This is a genomic window from Mesobacillus sp. LC4 (genome assembly GCF_053543455.1).
Window position 1 is genome coordinate 1 of sequence record NZ_JBGCUB010000025.1, and the last position, 2,945, is coordinate 2,945.

At 53.1% G+C, this 2,945-nt stretch carries 1 rRNA gene; it reads left to right on the forward strand.

The annotated features are described in order from the left end of the window. Positions 1-8 precede the first annotated feature (8 nt). Positions 9-2,943 (forward strand): 23S ribosomal RNA (locus AB5I83_RS23580). Positions 2,944-2,945 lie beyond the last annotated feature (2 nt).

The window sequence follows — 2,945 nt, forward strand, 5'->3', positions numbered from 1 at the left end:
ACCTTTTAGGTTAAGTTAGAAAGGGCGCACGGTGGATGCCTTGGCACTAGGAGCCGATGAAGGACGGGACTAACACCGATATGCTTCGGGGAGCTGTAAGTAAGCTTTGATCCGGAGATTTCCGAATGGGGAAACCCACTGTTCGTAATGGAACAGTATCTTTACCTGAATACATAGGGTATTGAAGGCAGACCCGGGGAACTGAAACATCTAAGTACCCGGAGGAAGAGAAAGCAAACGCGATTCCCTGAGTAGCGGCGAGCGAAACGGGACATAGCCCAAACCAAGAGGCTTGCCTCTTGGGGTTGTAGGACACTCTACATGGAGTTACAAAGGAACGGGGTAGATGAAGTGGTCTGGAAAGGCCCGTCAGAGAAGGTAAAAACCCTGTAGTTGAAACTTCGTTCCCTCCTGAGTGGATCCTGAGTACGGCGGGACACGAGAAATCCCGTCGGAAGCTGGGAGGACCATCTCCCAAGGCTAAATACTCCCTAGTGACCGATAGTGAACCAGTACCGTGAGGGAAAGGTGAAAAGCACCCCGGAAGGGGAGTGAAAGAGATCCTGAAACCGTGTGCCTACAAGTAGTCAGAGCCCGTTCATGGGTGATGGCGTGCCTTTTGTAGAATGAACCGGCGAGTTACGATTACATGCAAGGTTAAGTTGAGAAGACGGAGCCGCAGCGAAAGCGAGTCTGAATAGGGCGAATGAGTATGTGGTCGTAGACCCGAAACCAGGTGATCTACCCATGTCCAGGGTGAAGGTTGGGTAACACCAACTGGAGGCCCGAACCCACGCACGTTGAAAAGTGCGGGGATGAGGTGTGGGTAGCGGAGAAATTCCAATCGAACTTGGAGATAGCTGGTTCTCTCCGAAATAGCTTTAGGGCTAGCCTCACGTTGTAAGAGTCTTGGAGGTAGAGCACTGTTTGGACTAGGGGCCCTCATCGGGTTACCGAATTCAGACAAACTCCGAATGCCAAAGACTTATCCGTGGGAGTCAGACTGCGAGTGATAAGATCCGTAGTCAAAAGGGAAACAGCCCAGACCACCAGCTAAGGTCCCAAAGTATACGTTAAGTGGAAAAGGATGTGGAGTTGCTTAGACAACCAGGATGTTGGCTTAGAAGCAGCCACCATTTAAAGAGTGCGTAATAGCTCACTGGTCGAGTGACTCTGCGCCGAAAATGTACCGGGGCTAAACGTATCACCGAAGCTGTGGATTGACATCTTAGATGTCAGTGGTAGGAGAGCGTTCTAAGGGCGTTGAAGTCAGACCGTAAGGACTGGTGGAGCGCTTAGAAGTGAGAATGCCGGTATGAGTAGCGAAAGATGGGTGAGAATCCCATCCACCGAATGCCTAAGGTTTCCTGAGGAAGGCTCGTCCTCTCAGGGTTAGTCGGGACCTAAGCCGAGGCCGAAAGGCGTAGGCGATGGACAACAGGTTGATATTCCTGTACCACCTCTTTATCGTTTGAGCGACGGGGGGACGCAGGAGGATAGGGTAAGCGCGCTGTTGGATATGCGCGTCTAAGCAGTTAGGCTGCAAGTGAGGCAAATCCCGCTTGCGTGAAGGCTGAGCTGTGACAGCGAGGGAAATATAGTACCGAAGTTCCTGATTCCACACTGCCAAGAAAAGCCTCTAGCGAGATAAAAGGTGCCCGTACCGCAAACCGACACAGGTAGGCGAGGAGAGAATCCTAAGGTGAGCGAGAGAACTCTCGTTAAGGAACTCGGCAAAATGACCCCGTAACTTCGGGAGAAGGGGTGCTCATTTGGGTGAATAGCCCGGATGAGCCGCAGTGAATAGGCCCAGGCGACTGTTTAGCAAAAACACAGGTCTCTGCGAAGCCGCAAGGCGAAGTATAGGGGCTGACGCCTGCCCGGTGCTGGAAGGTTAAGAGGAGGGGTTAGCTCACGCGAAGCTCTGAATCGAAGCCCCAGTAAACGGCGGCCGTAACTATAACGGTCCTAAGGTAGCGAAATTCCTTGTCGGGTAAGTTCCGACCCGCACGAAAGGCGTAACGATCTGGGCACTGTCTCAACGAGAGACTCGGTGAAATTATAGTACCTGTGAAGATGCAGGTTACCCGCGACAGGACGGAAAGACCCCGTGGAGCTTTACTGTAGCCTGATATTGAATTTTGGTACAGCTTGTACAGGATAGGTAGGAGCCTGAGAAACCGGAGCGCCAGCTTCGGTGGAGGCGTCGGTGGGATACTACCCTGGCTGTATTGAAATTCTAACCCACGCCCCTGATCGGGGCGGGAGACAGTGTCAGGTGGGCAGTTTGACTGGGGCGGTCGCCTCCTAAAGAGTAACGGAGGCGCCCAAAGGTTCCCTCAGAATGGTTGGAAATCATTCGCAGAGTGTAAAGGCACAAGGGAGCTTGACTGCGAGACCTACAAGTCGAGCAGGGACGAAAGTCGGGCTTAGTGATCCGGTGGTTCCGCATGGAAGGGCCATCGCTCAACGGATAAAAGCTACCCCGGGGATAACAGGCTTATCTCCCCCAAGAGTCCACATCGACGGGGAGGTTTGGCACCTCGATGTCGGCTCATCGCATCCTGGGGCTGTAGTCGGTCCCAAGGGTTGGGCTGTTCGCCCATTAAAGCGGTACGCGAGCTGGGTTCAGAACGTCGTGAGACAGTTCGGTCCCTATCCGTCGTGGGCGCAGGAAATTTGAGAGGAGCTGTCCTTAGTACGAGAGGACCGGGATGGACGCACCGCTGGTGTACCAGTTGTCTTGCCAAAGGCATCGCTGGGTAGCTATGTGCGGACGGGATAAGTGCTGAAAGCATCTAAGCATGAAGCCCCCCTCAAGATGAGATTTCCCATAGCGCAAGCTAGTAAGAACCCTGAAAGATGATCAGGTTGATAGGTCAGAGGTGGAAGCGCGGTGACGTGTGGAGCTGACTGATACTAATCGTTCGAGGACTTAACCAAAT